Source organism: Arthrobacter sp. GW822-FHT05G07, assembly GCF_058799755.1.
This window is the reverse complement of sequence record NZ_JBXALT010000011.1, coordinates 69,011-86,484: the sequence shown is the minus strand read 5'-3', so window position 1 is coordinate 86,484 and position 17,474 is coordinate 69,011. Positions and strand designations below refer to the sequence as shown.

At 62.1% G+C, this 17,474-nt stretch carries 15 protein-coding genes; 4 read left to right on the top strand and 11 right to left on the bottom strand.

Annotation, left to right across the window (positions count from 1 at the left end; all coding sequences use genetic code 11):
* Positions 1–53: 53 nt before the first annotated feature.
* The 7 genes from AC1RJY_RS18570 to AC1RJY_RS18540 all read right to left on the bottom strand — a co-directional run bounded on the left by AC1RJY_RS18570 (position 54) and on the right by AC1RJY_RS18540 (position 8,446).
* Positions 54–1,094, bottom strand: coding sequence for a LacI family DNA-binding transcriptional regulator (locus AC1RJY_RS18570; protein WP_498602980.1), 1,041 nt, complete (start codon positions 1,092–1,094; stop codon positions 54–56).
* 169 nt (positions 1,095–1,263) lie between these two features.
* Positions 1,264–2,739, bottom strand: a complete 1,476-nt coding sequence (locus AC1RJY_RS18565; RefSeq protein ID WP_498602979.1) for an MFS transporter — start codon at positions 2,737–2,739, stop codon at positions 1,264–1,266.
* A gap of 60 nt (positions 2,740–2,799) precedes the next feature.
* Positions 2,800–3,597, bottom strand: a complete 798-nt coding sequence (locus AC1RJY_RS18560; RefSeq protein ID WP_498602978.1) for an enoyl-CoA hydratase/isomerase family protein — start codon at positions 3,595–3,597, stop codon at positions 2,800–2,802.
* Positions 3,598–3,626: 29 nt separating this feature from the next.
* Positions 3,627–5,255, bottom strand: a complete 1,629-nt coding sequence (locus tag AC1RJY_RS18555) for an acyl CoA:acetate/3-ketoacid CoA transferase (protein WP_498602977.1) — start codon at positions 5,253–5,255, stop codon at positions 3,627–3,629.
* Positions 5,256–5,379: 124 nt separating this feature from the next.
* A complete protein-coding gene (locus tag AC1RJY_RS18550) occupies positions 5,380–6,426 on the bottom strand; it encodes a LacI family DNA-binding transcriptional regulator (protein ID WP_404594535.1) in 1,047 nt (348 codons plus the stop codon).
* A gap of 135 nt (positions 6,427–6,561) precedes the next feature.
* Positions 6,562–7,605 carry a LacI family DNA-binding transcriptional regulator gene (locus AC1RJY_RS18545; protein ID WP_498602976.1) on the bottom strand — a complete coding sequence of 348 codons (1,044 nt, stop codon included), beginning with the start codon at positions 7,603–7,605 and terminating at the stop codon, positions 6,562–6,564.
* Between the two features lie 34 nt (positions 7,606–7,639).
* On the bottom strand, positions 7,640–8,446 hold the full coding sequence (locus tag AC1RJY_RS18540) for a sugar phosphate isomerase/epimerase family protein (RefSeq protein WP_498602975.1): 807 nt from the start codon (positions 8,444–8,446) through the stop codon (positions 7,640–7,642).
* Positions 8,447–8,737: 291 nt separating this feature from the next.
* On the opposite strand from AC1RJY_RS18540, the gene AC1RJY_RS18535 reads away from it, so the two are divergent.
* The 4 genes from AC1RJY_RS18535 (at position 8,738) to AC1RJY_RS18520 (ending at position 12,872) form a co-directional block, all read left to right on the top strand.
* The gene (locus AC1RJY_RS18535) at positions 8,738–9,481 is read left to right on the top strand and encodes an SDR family NAD(P)-dependent oxidoreductase (protein WP_498602974.1); all 744 of its coding nucleotides are present in this window, start codon (positions 8,738–8,740) and stop codon (positions 9,479–9,481) included.
* A 176-nt stretch (positions 9,482–9,657) separates the two neighbouring features.
* Positions 9,658–10,815: a dihydrodipicolinate synthase family protein gene (locus tag AC1RJY_RS18530; protein ID WP_498602973.1), complete on the top strand. Its 1,158-nt coding sequence runs from the start codon at positions 9,658–9,660 to the stop codon at positions 10,813–10,815.
* 81 nt (positions 10,816–10,896) lie between these two features.
* A complete protein-coding gene (locus AC1RJY_RS18525; protein ID WP_498602972.1) occupies positions 10,897–12,048 on the top strand; it encodes a glycerate kinase in 1,152 nt (383 codons plus the stop codon).
* Entirely contained in the window at positions 12,048–12,872 is an 825-nt protein-coding gene (locus tag AC1RJY_RS18520) for an aldo/keto reductase (RefSeq protein WP_404594529.1), read from the top strand. The genes AC1RJY_RS18525 and AC1RJY_RS18520 overlap by 1 nt, the downstream gene beginning before the upstream one ends.
* A 68-nt stretch (positions 12,873–12,940) precedes the next feature.
* Here AC1RJY_RS18520 and AC1RJY_RS18515 read toward each other — a convergent pair whose 3' ends face one another.
* From AC1RJY_RS18515 to AC1RJY_RS18500, 4 genes are all read right to left on the bottom strand, one after another.
* On the bottom strand, positions 12,941–13,501 hold the full coding sequence (locus tag AC1RJY_RS18515; protein WP_498602971.1) for a heme-degrading domain-containing protein: 561 nt from the start codon (positions 13,499–13,501) through the stop codon (positions 12,941–12,943).
* Between the two features lie 36 nt (positions 13,502–13,537).
* Positions 13,538–14,560 carry a LacI family DNA-binding transcriptional regulator gene (locus tag AC1RJY_RS18510; RefSeq protein WP_498602970.1) on the bottom strand — a complete coding sequence of 341 codons (1,023 nt, stop codon included), beginning with the start codon at positions 14,558–14,560 and terminating at the stop codon, positions 13,538–13,540.
* A 73-nt stretch (positions 14,561–14,633) separates the two neighbouring features.
* Positions 14,634–16,259 (bottom strand): GMC oxidoreductase, encoded by a 1,626-nt coding sequence (locus AC1RJY_RS18505; protein ID WP_498602969.1) that lies wholly within the window; start codon positions 16,257–16,259, stop codon positions 14,634–14,636.
* Complete coding sequence (locus AC1RJY_RS18500; RefSeq protein ID WP_498602968.1) at positions 16,256–17,470, bottom strand: glycoside hydrolase family 88 protein; 1,215 nt, start codon at positions 17,468–17,470, stop codon at positions 16,256–16,258. The genes AC1RJY_RS18505 and AC1RJY_RS18500 overlap by 4 nt, the downstream gene beginning before the upstream one ends.
* Positions 17,471–17,474: the final 4 nt, after the last annotated feature.

The window sequence follows — 17,474 nt, the reverse complement described above, 5'->3', positions numbered from 1 at the left end:
ATCGGGCCGAACGATGCTCCGTGCAGATTCACCCGGGTTGGGTCTGCTCACAGCTAGGGAGAACGTCGGAGGATGATCTTACCGGCTACGGCCACAGGTGATGGGTTTCCGGCCAAGGCTTCCGCAATGGCCAGCCGCCCGATCTCCGCCAGTGGCAGGCGAACAGTGGACAGCCCCGGTGGAAAGTCCCGCAGAAGCTCGATGTCGTCGAAACCGGCTACTCTTGGCTGCGGAATCAGGGGCCCTGCGGAACGGAGAGCGGCGACCGCCCCGATGGCCATCATGTCGTTTGCTGCCAATACGGTCAGCGGCGCCCCACCGCGCCGGGCCGTATCCGGACGCAGGCCCGAGGCAAGCCGGAGTCCGATACTGTAGCCACCGGCACGGTTAAAACTTGCCCGCACCACATCCGCGCGTGGCAACCCCGCGGACGCCAGACCGCGTTGAAAGCCGCGGACGCGGTCATCGGAGGTGAGCAGGCCATCGGGTCCGGCCATGATGACGAAGTTTCGAGGCCCTTCGAGGGCAAGCTCCTGTACCAGTTCCGTAGCGAGCGTTTCGTTGGGAACCTCAACGTGGTGGTATCCAGAGGCAGCCGTGGCTCCGATGATCGGGTGACCGATAACGCCCACGCGCCCACCGTTGTTGCAGTATCGGTCCAAGTCTTCGGCGAGTTCGGCGTTGGCGTGTACGGCTTTGACGCCTATGGTCCGTGATCCTGCGACCACGATGGCGTCCGCCCTACGGCCCACGAAGGCGGCCACGGCTTCCCTTTCGCTGTCGGGCGTCCCGTCCGTGGTCGCCAGCAGGACCATCTTGCCCTCATCCCTGGCCGCGGCCTGGACTCCGCAGGCAATGGTGGAAAAGTAGGGGTCGGCGATGTCGTGGACGATGAGCCCCACCAGCCCAGATGTGGAAGTTGCCAGAGCCTGCGCCTGTGCGTTTGGGACATAGCCGATGGATTCTGCTGCACGTCGTACCCGCGCTGAAATGTCTTCCCCGGGTGTGCGGGAGGATCCATTGAGAACCCGCGATGCTGTCGCGGAGGAAACCCCGGCGATGTGCGCCACCTCGGCCAGCGTGCTGATTGTCATGTGGTACCTCCTCTCCGAATCGATGATCGGGCACGGCACGATCTGAGTTGGGCGTCTTGTGAACAAAAGCCGGCGACGTACGTTCAAGGAACGCTCGCCGCCGGCCCTGCAGAGATCCTCTGTGTGCATGGCCGGGAAGACCAGCGTCTATACCGGGCCGGGCGTGCTTCTAGAGCGCAGAGGTGGTTTTTGTATAGTCGGCCGCGTGGTGGGCTTGGACACTGGTCGGCTCGTCGATGGCATCCTTTACGCTGTCCAGGTCACGGCCTATGGTCTCTGGCGTGAAGAAGGTCGCCACAATGGTGATCAGGGTCAGGACCGAGAGGTAAGCCGCGATGGGGACCCAAGCACCAAGTCCGGCTCCTTCAACGCTGGCGCCGCCATCGGAAGAAACAACCAGAGAAATGATCCAGGCGCCAATCAGGGGTGCCACGCCGCCGGAGATGACCGCTGAGATCTCGCGGGCAACCGAGACGCCGAGATACCGCTGACGTGAACCGAAAAGCTCAGACATGAAAGCGCTTTGCGAGCCGAACATTCCCCAGGTGCCAATGCCGAGACCAAGGGAGACGACGACGATGGTCAGGACCGTGTCGCCCAAACTGAGCACGTACCAGATCGGAAAAGCTGCAATGAGCTGGAAGACGGCAAAGCCGCGGTAGGTCTTGACGCGGCCGAACTTATCGGAGAGTTTGCCCGCAACCGGTACAACGATGGAACCGAGGCTGGCTGCGAATACCAGTGAGAGGGCACCGATGGGGCCGGTGACGCCCACTGCAGCGCTGGTGACGTACGCAACGGCAAGAGCCTGGTAGATGGAGGACGAGCCGTTCTCGGCCAGACGAAGGCCGATGCCTCGGATAAGAGTCCGTCCGGAGGTCTTGAACAGCGTACGGACGGGCTTCTGGACGATCATCTCGTGAGCTTCGAGCTTCTTAAAAGTCGGAGACTCTTTGAGTTTGAGCCGGATGAAGATGGCCACAACCAGGATGATGATGCTGGCCAGGAAAGGAACCCGCCAGAGCCAGGTCTCGGTGATCTTAACCGTTTGATTGGCATTGACGAGGATGAAGTAGACCAGTGCCGCAGCGACCGTCCCGACCTGCACACCCATGAACGGCAGGGAAGCATAGAAGCCCCGTTCCCGACGCGGTGCGTACTCGGTCATGAGGATGGAGGCGCCCGCCATCTCGGCCCCTGCGCCCAGACCTTGAAGAAGGCGCAGTGCGATCAACAGGATCGGAGCGATGATCCCTGCGCCGCCGTGGTACCAGTCTCCCGCCGAGCCGTTATACGTGGGAAGGAAACCGATGAGAGTACTGGCGCCGCCCATCAGCGTAATGGTCGCCAGCAGAACGAACTTGCGTCCGAGCCGGTCGCCGAGCCGCCCGAAGACGATGCCGCCGAGCGGACGGATTGCGAAGCCAAGGAAGTAGGTTCCGAAGCTGAGTATCAGCCCAGTGGCCGGGTTGCTGCCTGGGAAGAACAACGGTCCAAAGATCAGGGCAGAAGCGAGACTGTAGAGGGCGAAATCGTAATATTCCAGGGCGCTGCCGAGGGAACTGGCCCACGCGGCCCTGCGCAGGTCGGCCCGAGTGACAGTGTTGCCATCCGGGGCGTCCTTAACATCGTCGTTAACTGACATTTTCTATTACCTATCGTGAGTGGCAGCGGGTTGCCGGTCGAACGGGTGATGGTTGTACTACTAGTGGCCGGTGAAAAGCGGCGTTGTTTTGTCGCGGAAGCTGTTCATTCCTGTATGAAAGTCACGGGTGTTGGTCGTGAATCCGCTGGCAATGGCTTCCAAGATGGCGGAGTCGACGCCCTGTGCCGCGGCGCGGACAAGCTGTTTGGCAGTCTGTTGGGCCACCGGTGCGCCTCGGAGAATATCCGCGACGAGGTCGTCCACAGCTTCCTCCAACGATGTTGCCTCCGCCGTTTCTGTGACGAGTCCCCACTGAAGCGCGGTCTCAGCGCGGATCTGCCGGCCCGCCAGAATGAGCTGCTTGGCCCGGGCCTCCCCTACAAGGGCGGTCAGTCTTTCAGTGCCGCCCCATCCGGGGATGGTCCCAATGCTGACTTCGGGCAGTCCGAGCTTTGCCGTTGTGGACGCGATCCTGAAGTCGCAAGCGAGGGCGAGCTCGAGTCCGCCGCCCAGGGCCGCGCCGTCGATGACAGCGATGGTCGGCTGCCTGAGGACGGCGAGCTGGCGGAACACCTTGTGGCCCTCCTTGATCCAGGAGTTCCACATCTGGATCGGGCTGAAAGCCGAAAACTGTCCGATGTCGGCGCCGACACAGAAAGCCCGGTCGCCGGCGGTTCGGAGGACGAGAACCCGAGCGTCTGATTTTTCGACAGCCTGAAGGCAGGCTTCGAGTTCTGCCAAGAGTTCAAGGCTGAGCGCGTTGAGTTTTCGCGGGCGGTCGATCGTTATGGTGGCCACCGAAGATGGGCTGGTCTCCAGACGGATGGTGCCGAGAGTGTGATCCTGGATCATGGTCATGTCGATCTCCTTTGTTGATCCAAGGCTGGTCATGGCTGGCGCAGGTTCAGGGCTTCGAGCCGGGAATGTGCGGCAACGTGGGGGAGTTTGAGTCCCATGGGCTCTGGTGCGAAGAGTACGGCGTTCATGGTGGTCAGTGCGCCACTGACGTGCAGGGGGAATTCGGCCTTGGCGAGAACATCTTTTTCCAGATCCACGCCGGGTGCAATTTCGGTGACAGTCAGGCCTTCGGGCCGGAGTTCAAGGACCGCGCGCTCGGTAACGTATTTGACTCGTTGGCCGGTTTGGGCTGCGCGTTCCCCGGAGAAGGTGATTGCGTCGACGTTGTTCACGAACTTGGTGTGTGGGCCGTCCGTGCGGATCTTCAACTGGCCCTCTTCGACCACGATGTCTTTGCGGCCGGCGGTGAAGGACCCGACAAAGGTGATGTCGGAGGCCGCAGAGGTAATGTCGGCGAAGCCGCCAACGCCGGCCGTCACGTGCCGTCGCTTGGGGAGGCTGTGGACGTTGACGTTGCCGGTCTTGTCGACTTCCAGGAAGGACAGGAATGTTCGGTTGAATCCGGCCCCTTGCAGCAGGGTGAACTGGTCAATGCTAGGCATGATCGCGTCGGGGTTTTGCGAGACTCCGAAGACGAAGTCCAGCAGCGGGACACCGCCCACGGGGCCTTGTTCGATGACCCAGCTGACTTCCTGCGGCAGGTCTTCTTCAAGGAGGATGTGCGGCACGAGGGCTGCGACGCCGAAACCAAGGTTGACGGTCTCCCCGGCCTGCAGCTCGAGCGTGGCTCTGCGGGCCATCACTTTTTCCAAAGAGAAAGGGACCGCCGGCAACGTTTTGAGGGACCGGCGTTGTTGTCCTGAAAGGGCGGGGTCGTAGAGCGTCTGGGTGGTTTGAAGTTGTTCGGGGGCGTGCACGATCGCATCGACGAGGATGCCCGGTACGCGGACGTCGTGGGGGTTCAGTGTTCGGCCTTCGGCAACCCGCTTGACCTGGGCGATCACGATTCCGCCGTTGTTGTGGGCGGCATAGGCCAAGTCCAATGCGCCCAGCATGGATGCTTCTTCTTCGAAAGTCAGGTTGCCGTATTCGTCTGCCGTCGTGGCGCGGATGATGGCCACGTTCGGGATCACCGCTTCGTAGAACAGCCATTCTTCCCCCTTACGCTCGGTGAGTTCCACGATGGCAGGCGGGGTGGTGTCGTTCATGCGGCCCGCTTGGTTCCGGGGGTCCACGAAGGTTTCCAGTCCCACCTTGCTGGTGACGCCGGGCTGGCCTGCCGCTGCGGCGCGGTGCATCTGGTAGATGATGCCCGACGGGAAGTTGTAGGCCTCGACCTCGTCGTTGTCGATCATCTGCCAAATCAGCGGTGGCTCAGCGCTGCTGGGGCCCGAAGGCAGGGAACCGGCGATGACACGGCGCAGAAGTCCCGGCTTCGCCACGTGGTCGATGCCCTTGATCCCCCACATGTCACCTGCGGCGATCGGGTGAATGGTTGTCAGGTCGCAGGGTGCTGACGTCTCGCAGAAGCGCGCCCCGATCCCTTCGAGTACGGCGTCAGGACAGCCCAGTCCGGATGATGAATTGACCGATATGACGTCACCGTCGTTGATCAGGTCCGCGGCCTGGCGTGCTGTGAGAATGGGCTTCTTGTTCATGTTCCTTGCTTCTTTCGGACGCGACAACATAAGGCTCACGGGAATGGGTGGCCTGAGGGTTGGTTAAAGTGCCGGACGTATCAGCCGGTGTGAAGAGTTATTGAGAAGTGAGTGTGGGGTTCAGTCAGAGTGTGGTGCGGGGACGCCAGGACGCCGTCGAGGCGCGGATCCGTAGTTCCGGCCTAATCAAGATGTGCGGGAGGTCTTCTCCTCCAGCAAGGCCTGCTGGCCGGTCATCGGCAATGCGTTCAAGAATGAGTTCGGCGCATTTCTCCCCGATGGAGGCAGGGAAAGTTGCGACGGTGGTCAACGGTGGTACCTGGTGCGCGGAGCTCGGAATGTCATCGAAGCCAGCGACTGCGACGTCCCTCCCGGGTTCCAGGCCCCTGGCACTGAGTTCGGCGTAGACACCCACGGCGGTGACGTCGCTGAAGGCCACAATAGCGTCGGGAAGGCTGCCTTGGTCGAGCAGTGCGGCAGTTGCTGCCGCCCCGCCGGCTGCAGTGGTCGGTCCTGAGAACCGCAGCGGGGGAGTGAATTGAACACCACTTCCGGCCAGGCCTGTGGCCAACCCTTCAGAGCGTTCCAGGCTGGCAGAGGTGGAGGAAGGGCCGCCAATCATGGCTACGTTTTTGGTGCCAATGGCGCCAAGGTGCCGGCCCAGAAGCTCCCCGGCAAGCCGATTATCCGCCCCGACGTAGTCGTGTTGGAGCCCGAAGTGCCTCGCCAGCAGGACAAGGGGGGTCCGGCTGGCTTCCAGCAACTGGTCGATGTTGCCCGCCGCCGTAGCGGCCGCGGGCAGGAGAACCAATCCGTCAATGCCTCTTTCGAGAAGGCGGGCGATCAGGACTTCCTGACGATCCACATTGTCTCGGCTGTAGCAGACGAAGAGGGCGTAGCCGTAGGCATAGGCGACATCCTCCAAGGTCATCGCCAGTTCGGCGAAGTAGGGGTTCCTGATCTCCGTCACAACCAGTCCTAAAGCCATGGACTTCTGGTTGCGCAACGAGGCCGCACGGCGGTTGTAGACGTACCCCAGTTCGGCCATGGACGCGCGGACGCGGACCTTGGTGGACTCGGGGATCTCAGGACTGTTGTTCAGGACGAGGGACGCCGTCGAACGGGAGACACCGGCGTGGCGGCTGACGTCTGCGAGTGTTGTTCGTGCCACGACTGTTCCTCTCGTACTCGTGTGATCCAAGTTACCTGTAATTCATGGTAGCCCCCTTTACTGGACCGATCCAGTAAAAGTTCAGAAATTTTTTCAATCCGTTGTCACAAAGGATGTGAGCTGCTCTTCGTTGCCCTACTGGATCGATACCACACTCCTGGCGGCCGGTCCTGTTGAATCGCGCAGAATCAGCTCAGCGAGAGCGTATCGGACCTCCAGGTTGGCTTCGCCGGCAAGGCTCTGGGACATGAGGTTCCATGCCAGATCGCCCAACTCTCGGGTGGGGCTGTGGACGGTGGTCAGATGGGGTTGGATGTGCCGGGACAGGGGGATGTCATCAAATCCAGTGAGGGACATCTGATCCGGGACGCTGATGCCCAGATCCTGCAATCGCGAAAGCGCGCCGACGGCGGCGAGGTCGTTGAAAGCCACGATTGCTGTCGGCTTGAATCCAAGCGCCTGATCCATGGCTTCGTAAGCGGATTCGATGGTGCCTTCACTTTCGACGCGGACCGTCTCAAGGCCCATGTGCCGCGCCATCAGCATGCCTTTCCAGCGCTCTTGATCCTGCCAGGACAACGTGGAGCCTGAAAGGTACACAACCTTTCGGTGCCCGAGGCTGAAGAGATGGCCACACAGTTGCATGGTCGCCGCCATGTGATCTACCGCGGCGACCGGAAGGTCAACGCCTTGCTCCACCCGGTTCACCAACACCGTTGGTGTCTTCGCCCGGGCCAGCTCCCGAAGCCCGGACGCTCCGATGCGTGAGGACAGAAGTATGAGTCCGTCGACCTGTGGGCGCAACTCTAATGCCGTTGCCAGTTCTTGATCCGGGTTTCCGTAGGAGCTGGCCATGAGGACCCGGTAGCCGTCTTCAGAGGCCCCGCGGGTAACCTGATCGACCACATGGAAGAAGTAGGGATTGGTCATATCCGGCATGATGATGCCGATGTTGCGCAATGAGCCGTTCGAAAGCCCCCGGGCCGCGGCGTTGGGCTCGTATCCCAGGGCTTCAATGGCACGCCGGACGCGTTCCTCCAGCTCGGGCTTCACGGTGCCGGACTGGGTCAGCACTCTGGAGACGGTTGCTGTGGAAACACCGGCTTCCTTCGCTACCATCCTGATGGTTGCCCCGGACTTAGGCGTCTGGCGCTTCCGTTGACGCGCACTCTCCGACATCCGACTCCTCAACCTTCACCCACTGCGAGTACCACTAAATCTGTGCAAATCCATCGAGGGCGGCGTCAGTTGCCTGCTCAATCGGCGTCGACCACCAACGGTCACTGAGGACTTCGATCTCGATCAGGCCCTCGTAGCCGGCAGCGTCAGCAAGGGAGACAAACGCCCCGAGGTCGATCACGCCTTCACCGGGCATGCCGCGGCTGCTCAATTGGCCGTTGATGGGCGTGACCCAGTCGCAAACCTGAACCGAAAACAAGCTCTTGCCAGCGCGCTGAATTTGCGCCGCCATGGATACATCCCACCATACGTGATAAGCATCCAGGGCGATCCCGAGATTCGGTGCGCCGATGCGTTCGACCACGTCATTTGCTTCGGTCAGGGACGAAATGGCAGACCTGTCGGCAATCATCATCGGATGCATAGGTTCGATGGCCAAGCGTACGCCGGCCTGCTCGGCGTACGGTGCGAGCACGCGCAGGCCGTCTTCGATCTGTTCACGTGCGCCGCTGAGGTCCTTGTCGGTGGCGGCACCGCAGACCATGACCAGGCACTCAGCCCCGAACTCATGTGCTTCTTCGACTGCCCGGCGGTTATCGGCGTCGATCACGGACCGTTCGGACGCGGACGCGGCAGGAAACATTCCCCCGCGACAGATGCTCGTGATTCTCAAGCCCGCTGCCCGGACATCCCGGGCAGCTGCTGCAGCACCCGACTCGGAATAAACGTCACGCCAGAGAGCCAGTCCGGGCACCCCTCGGGAGAGTGCAGTCTCGATCAGCTCCGGGAGGCCGGCCGAGCGGAGGGTAATTGAATTGATGCTGCATCGATCCAAGTTCATGTGGGTGGCACCGTACTTCCGTAAGTGGGGATGGGGAGGCATCAGTCACGCCGGGCTTGCGCTCTCAGCGGTCGGCACAGCCGGCCCCGTGACCGCTGTCCGCGATAGCAAAATTGTAACCGGTTTCTCTGTTAAGTCCATCAGTGTCTAAAAATCCACAACTTACCCAACACTTGAACGAGTACCAGATGTTCCGAGCTCTTGTAACCGGTTACTCTTTGTGGTCTTATGGACTGGCGGATGCTCCTTCTGAAGCCGCCCAACCCTCACCGAACAGAAATGGAACTTGCCGTGAGTGCCCATCAAGAAGAATTCTCAGGCCGCACCGTCATAGTCACTGGTGCCTCCGGAGGAATAGGGTCCGTCATCGCGGAAGCCTTTTGTGGCGCCGGTGCCGACGTATTGCTCGTCGATGCCGATCCGCGAGTCGAGCAGACCGCCAAGGAACTGGAAGCGCGGTGGATACTGGCAGATTTACGAGACCCCGCCGCCGCCCTGCAGATTGTGGACGCAGCCACTGGTCCGTCCGGCAAACTGGACGTGCTCATCAACGCCGCCGGCGTTCAACTGCGTAAAGACGCCATTGATGTTGAAGAGGACGAATGGCAGCGCTTGCTGGACATTAATCTGTCAGCTGCGTACCGTCTGATCCGGGCCGCAGCAGCGCCTCTGGAACGAAGCGGGGGCTCGGTGGTCAACATCGCCTCAATGGCGGCAGAGCGGGTCCTTCCCCGGATTGTCCCGTACGGCTCGACCAAGGCCGCTTTGGTCCAACTGAGCCGTGGCCTGGCCGTTGAACTCGGGCCCCGCAACGTGCGCGTCAATGCTGTCGCCCCGGGATACATCACGACGCCAATGACAGCTGAGAATCTGGCAAAGCCTGAAGTTCTTGAGCCGATCATGGCGCGGTTGCCCCTGCAGCGCCTGGGTACACCGGCGGACGTCGCCGACGTCGTCCGTTTCCTCGCCTCCGATTCTGCACGGTATGTCACCGGGGCGATCGTTCCCATCGACGGCGGTTATTCGCTCACTTAGGCACTGCCGCCCTCTCCGTCACGGCCGCGTATGCGCCGGCCACGACGCCGAACCCCAGCTGAACAACTTCCCGCACCACTAACGCCCTTTTGGAGATGAAAAATGATGACAAGATTTCCTGACCTCGGCATCGTCAGCGATGCGCCCTTCGACCTGCTCTGCCTGGGACGTGCGCTGTGAGCAAGGTACTTCTGATCAATGAGGACGGCCGTACGAGCCAGCAGACGCTGCACGAAGCACCGGCGTACAACAAACCGTCGGCGCCTCTGAGCAGCCGAACAGCCTACGCCGCAGCCCACGTCGTGCCGCAGCAGTTGGGAAACAATGTCCCCGGAGCCCCGGCAGATATCGATTGGGACACGACACTCCAATACCGTCACCACCTGTGGTCATGGGGCCTTGGGGTGGCCGACGCCATGGACACCGCCCAGCGCAACATGGGTCTCGACGCCGTCGCTACCCGCGAACTGATCAGACGCAGCGCAGCCGAAGCCCGCAGCGTGGGTGGTTCCCTGGTGGTCGGGGTTAATACCGACCACGTCGAGGACGAGGTCATCAGCCTCGAGGCCGTCGTTGACGCGTACACCAGCCAACTGCATTTTGCTGAAGAACAAGGAGCCGGTGTCGTGCTGATGGCCAGCCGCCATCTTGCCCGCGCAGCCTCCACCGCCGCTGACTATCGCCGCGTCTATTCCGAAGTACTCGCCAGGGCATCCCGTCCGGTCATCCTCCACTGGCTTGGTGCGGCGTTTGATCCGCTGCTGGGCGCTTATTTCGGTTCGATAGACTTCACGGCAGCGTCGACGACCGCCTTGGAGATCATGACCGAAAACCAGGACAAAGTCTCCGGTATCAAGATGAGCCTGCTCGATGCACGCAAGGAAATTCATGTCCGGGAACAGCTACCCTCAACTGCAACGATGTTTACCGGTGATGACTTCAATTACGTCGGTCTGATTGGCGGTGACACCCGAGGTCACTCGGATGCTCTGCTCGGCGCTTTCGCCGCCCTTGGCCCATCAGCCTCGGCCGCACTGCAAACCCTGGACGCCGGTGACAGCGACGCGTATCACCGCATCCTGGGTCCGACAGAGGAACTCTCCCGGAAAATCTTCGAATCCCCGACCTATCACTACAAAACCGGGGTGGCGTTCATGAGCTGGCTCAATGGTCATCAGCCAGCCTTCAGCATGATCGGCGGTCTGCACAGCGCCCGCAGCCTCCCGCACCTCTCGGATCTGGTGCGCCTCGCCGACGCATCCGGCGCACTGGAACAGCCCGACGTAGCCGCGGAACGCTGGAACAACCTGCTGGCTCTGAACGGTATCCGCTAACAGTTCGATGGTGATGCCCCAGTGGGCGAGTCATTAGCGGTGCCGTCAAATCATTCCCGAGACATCTAGAGAGGACGCCGCGTGCGTGTTGTGATCGCGTCGGACAAATTCAAGCATTCCCTTGCGTCGGATGAGGTGGCACTTCACCTGCGCAAAGGACTTCAGGGTCAACGCCCGGATCTGGAAGTCGATTTCCTCCCCATTGCGGACGGCGGCGAGGGCACCGTCAACGCCGCCGTACACGCTGGCTTTTCTCCCCACCCTGTAACCGTCACGGGTCCAACGGGGCAGCCGGTCGAGGCGACCTTGGCAGTGCGTGGTCATGAGGCAATCGTGGAGGTAGCCAGCGCCTCGGGGCTCGGCTGTCTACCGGGCGGCATCCCCGATCCGCTGGGCGCGACAAGCCTGGGAACGGGCGAGGTGATCCGTCAGGCCCTGAACCTGGGTTGCACCCATGTATACGTAGGTGCAGGCGGCAGTGCCTGCACCGACGGTGGTGCGGGACTGTTGGTTGGCCTGGGAGCGAAATTGCTGAACCGGCGGGGCTATCCGTTGGTGCCGGGAGGTGCGGCCTTGGCCGAGCTTGGCTCCATTGACCTCAGTGAACTTGACTGGCGGGTAGGAAAGACGCGATTTACGCTGGCCAGCGACGTCAACAACCCGCTGCTGGGCGAGCGTGGCGCTGCCGCTGTCTTCGCACCCCAGAAGGGCGCCAACGCCAATGAGATCAAGATCCTTGAAGCAGGGTTGACGCGTCTCGTCGAAGCCCTGGGGTATCAGTTGGGGGAGCGGGCCGCGGAAGTTGCAGTCAGGCCCGGCGCCGGAGCAGCAGGTGGCATTGGGTTCGCCGCCATGGCTGTCCTTAACGCCGGGATTGAGCGTGGCGTTGACGTGATCGGACGGATGACCGGGATGGCCGGGCGCATCGCCGGCGCAACGCTGGTACTGACCGGAGAGGGCAGCCTCGACGAGCAGAGCCTGTCGGGCAAGGCCCCGATGGGTGTCAGCGAGGCGGCGGCCGCTGCGGGAATTCCAGTGGCTGCGGTGTGCGGCCGGACCACCTTGTCGGCCCAAACGCTCACGGAAGCTGGCTTTGCCCGGACCTTCGCGCTTGCCGACATTGAGCCTGACGTGGGTCGGTGCATGTCCAACGCCGGGGCGCTGCTCGAAGGCATCGGCCGGACGATCGCTGCTGAAATGCTCCCGGTCCCGGCAACATCGGACGTCGCCTGATGCTCGCCCCGACGCTCCAGCTCGCCAACGGTGTCGCGATGCCCGTCCTAGGGTTGGGTACGTGGCCCATGGACAATGAGACGACAGCTGCGGCAGTCGAGACGGCGGTGCTGAACGGTTACCGCCTGTTCGACACGGCGGAAAGTTACGGAAACGAGCGAGGAGTCGGTGAAGGGCTGCGTCGCAGCGCCATCGAACGCGATAAGGTCTTCGTCGTCTCGAAATTCAACAAGGAGTGGCACGCCGGGGATGGGGTCTCGCGGGCGTTCGAACGCAGCGCTGAACGCCTGGGCGTGGACTACATAGATTTGTTTCTTATCCACTGGCCGGACCCGGCCCAAGACCGGTATGTAGAGGCTATGGCAGGCCTTGCCCAGCTGCTACGCGAAGGCAGGATACGTTCGATCGGTACGTCGAACTTCAAGCCATCGCATGTGCGGCGGCTGCTGGCATCCGGCCTGGTGCCACATGTGAACCAAATCCAGCTGGATCCGGAGCACGTGCGCCCCGTACTTCAGGCCCTGCACCGGACCCACGGCATCATCACGGGCGCGTACAGCCCGTTGGGCCGGGGTGGGGCCTTCCTCGACCACCCTGTCGTCACCACAGCTGCGGTAAAACACGGCAAAACTCCCAGCCAGATCGTTCTGCGGTGGCACACCCAGCAATGTATTGCCACGGTGGCGAAGACGGCGAACCCTCAACGGCAACGCGAGAACCTCGCCATTTTCGATTTCGAACTCACGACCGAGGAGATCCGGTCCATCAACGCTTTGGACACCGGAGGACCTGCCCGGCAAGACCCGGACCACTACGCACATTGATATGACCCAACCATTTGCGTGTTCTTAAGCTCGGTGCCCAGGCTTTCTCGTGCGTATGGCGTCGGAGCTCAGCCAGCTGATCGCTGCTGAAACATGGTCAGAGCCTCCACCACCAAGTCATGGTCCGCTTTCTGGGGCAACCCGGACACAGTCACCGTTCCCACGAGGCCCGTTCCCCGCAGCCACAGAGGGAACGATCCGCCATGTGCGGAATACCGGTTCTGGTCAAACCACGCATTGTCCTCTATCTTTCCGCCGCCCAAGCGCCCCCGGAGGCCAATGAGAAATGACGGCGCTTCATACCGGTGCGCGGTTCGGCTTTTGCGTTCGATCCAGAAGCCGTTGTCGGCAGTGGCACCGGCCAAGGAACTGTGGAACAGCACGTGATCTCCGCGGCGTATGTCGATGGCGACGGGCAGGCTGCGGGCGGTGCCCAGTTCGACGAGCAACAGTCCCAGTGCCAAGGCGTCGCTTCGGTCGAATTTGCTGAGCTGAAGGTCAACCGTCTGGGATTCGATCCGGCTGATCAGCATCTGCAGTGCCTGGAGGGGTTGCGGTCCGGGGAGGTCAGGGTCGAATTCCGGCTCGTCTTCTGCGGAAGGGGTCGGGTGTGCGTGCTGGAGTGTCATTGGGTGCCTTTCTAGGCCTGGGCCCTGTTCCGGGGGCTACATCCGGGGACGCCACGTCGCCGTGGACGACCGTATTTTTAGCTGCGGTTCGATGAGAGCCGCCCGGCTGGGTATGTCAGTTTGATCGTCGGCCAAGCGTCGCATCAGCATTTCAATGCCTTGCGTACCGACCTTGCTGGGAAATCCGGCAACAGAGGTCATTGGTGGGACCTGGCTGGCAGCGATCCTCGTGTCGTCGAAGGAAGCGACGGCGATGTCGCGGCCAGGTTCGAGGCCCCGGCGGCGCAGTTCCTTGTATATCCCTTCGGCGATGATGTCGCTGTAGGCGACCACCGCGTCCGGCAGCCGGCCCAGGTCCAGAAGCCTGCCCACGGCCGCCGCGCCACCCTCGGGGCTGATGGCACTTCGCAGTTCATCGGTGGACCAGAAATCGTGCCCTTTCGCTTCAAGGGATGAGCGCAACCCTTCCTCGCGTTCCCTGAGCGAGGGGGCGGGACGGCCGCCCAAAAACGCGACGGTGCGGCAGCCGACGGCGGACAGGTGGTCACCGAGCAGGGCTGCTCCGCGAACGTTGTCACTGCCGACGTAGTCGAATCCCCCGAACTTCCGAGCGAGCAGGACGATAGGCACATTCGCGGCGTTGACCTGTTTGGCCAGCAGTTTCGGGTCGGTATCCGGGGCCGGGAGTAACAGGAGCCCATCAACTTGCCGTTCGATCATGGAAGCGACAATTTCAGCCTGGCGGTCGGCCCGGTCCCGGCTGTAGCCGATGAAGATGGTGTAACCGGCCTCGTGGCTGATTTCATCGACTGCCATGGCCAGTTCGGCGAAGTAGGGGTTGATGATTTCGGTGACAACCAGGCCGACGGTCATGGATCGGCTCTGGCGCAGGTTCGCTGCCTGCCGGTTATACACGTAGCCAAGCTGGATCATGGCATCACGGACTTTGCTGGCCGTTGCCTCCGGGATCCGGGAGCTGCCGCGCACGACAAGAGAGGCGGTCGAACGGGAGACTCCGGCGACTTTGCTTACGTCGTCGAGGGTGATGCGGTCAGCCATCCTGTGTTCCTGTCCGTGGAGCGGTGGGCGGGCAGTTCTTCACCCGCCCACCGACTGTACCAATGAGAACTGCCTACCGAAGTTCTCCCCGCCGCTCGAAGGGCAGAGATTGCGGGTCACCGCCGCTGGCCAGAATCTTCTCAGCCACTCGCAACGAATTGGCGGCAATGGTCAGAGCAGGGTTCAACGCTGCCGAGGACGGGAAGAAAGAGCTGTCCACGACCCAAAGATTGTCCAGGTCGTGGGCGCGGCAGTCCGGGTTTAGGACGCTGGTCTTGGGGTCTTGCCCGGCCACGGCGGTTCCACACTGGTGCGAGTTGGTTTCGATGCCCATCCGTTCGGTGAATATCACCGGATACCCGGCCCTCCGCACCGCCCTGCTGACCCGACGAACCAGTTCCTTGTGGGGTTCAAGGTTATTGGGCTCCCACCAAACGTGGATCTGTCCGTTGACGACGCTGACCCCGTTTTGCCGGCGCGGAAGGTCCTCCGTGGTGAGGTAGATGTCGATGCTGCGATCAGACATCAGCTTCAGAATTGGATTCGGTGCCCAACTGCGGGCCATCTTGAGCATGCTTGCCCGCAGCTTGCCCAGCATCTGCAAATTCCCCAACGGGTAAGGGGTGGTGGGGCCGGATTCATACCAGTCGTTGAGGCCCAGTGTTTTTTGCCACATCGTCCTATTGACCTTGAACGGGTTGATCCCGATGAAGAAGGTGCTGTTGTGGACCATGTAGTTCCGCCCGACCAGTCCCGAGGAGTTAGCCAGCCCCCGGGGGTGTTCGGTAGTGGCCGACTGAAGCAAGAGGGCAGCAGAATTCACGGCTCCGGCGGCAAGGATGAACTTCTCCGCCTCGATGCGCACCACTTGGTCGTTCCGCTCGACCAGCGCGGCGATTACCGTGCGTCCGTCATCAGCGGTGATCAGCCTGGTGACTTTGCTGTCCGTCATCAACGTGACGTTGCCACTGTCCAACGCTGGGTCGACGGCGATCCTTTCGGCATCGGACTTCAAACCGGCTTCATTGGGTGCCCCGTCGCTGGTGGCGCACAGGGCCCGCTTCTCCGGCGTATCCGCGTCCAGGCCGTTGGACATCCTGAACGGGTGCAGCCCCTGCTTGCGCAGGGCGCCGGCGAGGTCCTCAATGACCGGTTCGTGATCCAGTGCAGGATACGGGTAGGCCTTTGAGTGGAAGGGTTCGGTGGGGTCTTCCCCGACTTGTCCGCGGACCTTGAACAGTTCCTCTGCCCGGGTGTAATAAGGTTCGAGATCGGCGTAGCTGAACGGCCATGCCGGCGAAACACCGTCTGCGTGCCGGGTCTCTTCGAAATCGCTGGCCCTAAAACGCGGTAAGCAGGCTCCATACACTTTCGTGTTGCCGCCCACCCAGTAGTAGACGCCGGGCTTGAATGGTTGCCCAGTTCTGCCGTTGTACCAGGTATCCGCGTTCTTGTAGCGCCCTTTGAGGTACACCTCATCGAGGTCCGAGTTTTCGGGCTCGGCGGGCAGCCGGTGTCCGCGTTCGATGACTACGATCCTGGCTCCGGAATCCTTCAAGGCATAGGCCATGGTGCCGCCGCCCATACCCGACCCGATGATGGCAATGTCGGCGCGGATTATCTCATCAGGCACCGCGGTCGCATCGGTGACCTCCGGGCTGGGGGTTTCGTCGATGGAGGGATGTGCCACGGCACTCACGCACCCCTTCGGGCCTCGGCGTGCTGCTGGATCTGGTCGATGGTGTCCAGGAACCAGTAGTCGCCCCACATAACAGACTCGTCAACGCCCAAGTCTTTGCCTTCGTGGTAGCTGCCGTGCTTGAGCACGCCTTCCCATTCCTCATCAGGGCTTGCCAGGAACTCGTCCTCGGTCAGCCTGCGGAGAATGTTGACGGCGTAGTCGGCGTAGAGGCGGGCCTTCACGCGGTCCTGGATGAGACCGGCAAGCTGCCAGATGCCGCCAGCGGCGGCGGCCGCAGCTGAGGTCTCGTAGGGGCGCACGGGGGCGGGTTCGTCCCAGTCGTTGGGCGGCACGAGACGGTCTCCGGTCTTCTCGATGTAGAAGTCAGCGGCAGCGACCGCGGTTTCGAGGAAGCGGAGATCTCCCGTGAAGCGGTACACGGTTCCGAACCCATAAAGGGCCCAGGCCTGACCGCGTGCCCAGGAGCCGTCGTCGGAGTATCCCTGCTGGGTGGTCTGTTTCAGGAAGGCGCCGGTTTCGAGGTCGAACATGCCCTCGTGGGAGGCGGATCCGTCACCGCGCATGAGGAAACGGCGGGTAGTCAGGCAGTGGTCCACGGCTTTGCTGGCCATGTCCTGGTCGCCGGTCTGCTGGGCTGCGTAGAGCGCCATGTGGATGTTCATCATGATGTCGATGAAGAGGCTGTCCGGCTGCCGGAAGCTGGGCATGTATTTACCTGCTTCGCGGTAGCGGCTCGCCGTCGTCCGTCCGGCTTCGACGACGACGTCGCGCTTGGCGGGGTCACCGGTGGCTTCGAACCAGCGCCGGTAGGTGGACCAGAACAGGAACCCGAGGTCGTGAACGGTATCGTCGCTCTTGCGTTCTTCGATCAGTTCGGAGTAGTGCTCGGCGGCGTTGCGGAAGCGGTCCTGGTCGGCTTCGTCGGCACGACGGGAGAGCATCCACAGTTGGCCTCCGAGGAAGCCTTCACACCAGTTCGTCCATGCTTCGCCGTCGACAACCCACTTGCCTTCTTCGGTGTACAGCGGGAAGCGGTCCGGATGTTTGGTGGTCAGGGCGCCCAGTTTCGCTGAGGCGGTCTTCCAGGCCTTGGCGGCCGTGACGGCGAAGTCGGCGGGGACTTCGTAACCGGCGGGCAGCGTCAGCGGGAGGATGGCAGGCAGGACGGCCGGGGCCAGTGCCGGGGTGGATGTTGCGGTGGCAGTCATTGTT